The sequence below is a fragment of the Brachyspira pilosicoli genome, assembly GCF_008016535.1.
Lineage (GTDB): Bacteria > Spirochaetota > Brachyspiria > Brachyspirales > Brachyspiraceae > Brachyspira > Brachyspira pilosicoli_A.
In genome coordinates this window covers 1-631 of record NZ_SAXY01000104.1, presented here as the reverse complement: position 1 = coordinate 631, position 631 = coordinate 1, and the positions used below count along the sequence as shown (strand labels likewise).

The window sequence follows — 631 nt, the reverse complement described above, 5'->3', positions numbered from 1 at the left end:
AAAAATAAATTAGAGAGAAGATATATTCCTGTAGCAACACCAAGATATAACGGCTTAGTAGAAAGAGTACACGGCATAGACGAAAGAGAATTTTATTCACGATTAAATAAAAATATAACTGCAGAATTATTAAGAGAAAAATTAAAAGAATATACACTTTTTTATAACAATCAAAGATTGATTTCTTCGTTATTGTATATTACAATCAAAGAAAGAATCAAAAATATTATAGCAAGTAAAAGTACAATATCTATGGCTCCATGACATTATTATAACAATTTTATGTTTAGGAGCCACAGATATTGCACGTTTTTTAGTTTAAAAAAAGCAGGTATTCCTTATAATATATATAGTTTAAATTTAAAGGAATACCTATGAAAGAATATACTTCAAATCAAAGAAAAAAGATAGTTATAAAAATCAATAAAGTTAAGAATAAAGAAGTATTAGCTTTAAAATATAAGATTAGTATTAGAACATATTATTATTGGAAAAGCCAATTAGAAACTTATTCTATTATAAAACCTAAATCTACTGCACCTAAAACTAATAAAAATAAATTGAAAAATAAAAAGATTATTAAAAGAATAATTGAAATAAGAAAATTATATGGTTATGGTAAATTAAAAAT

General features: G+C 22.0%; 1 protein-coding gene and 1 pseudogene. Both read left to right on the top strand.

Going from position 1 to position 631, the window contains the following annotated elements; genetic code table 11:
* The coding region (locus tag EPJ72_RS12910; RefSeq protein ID WP_147732511.1) for an integrase core domain-containing protein at positions 1–264 on the top strand (264 nt) is incomplete at its 5' end.
* A gap of 110 nt (positions 265–374) precedes the next feature.
* Positions 375–631 (top strand): annotated as a pseudogene (locus EPJ72_RS12905) (hypothetical protein); the annotation flags it as partial.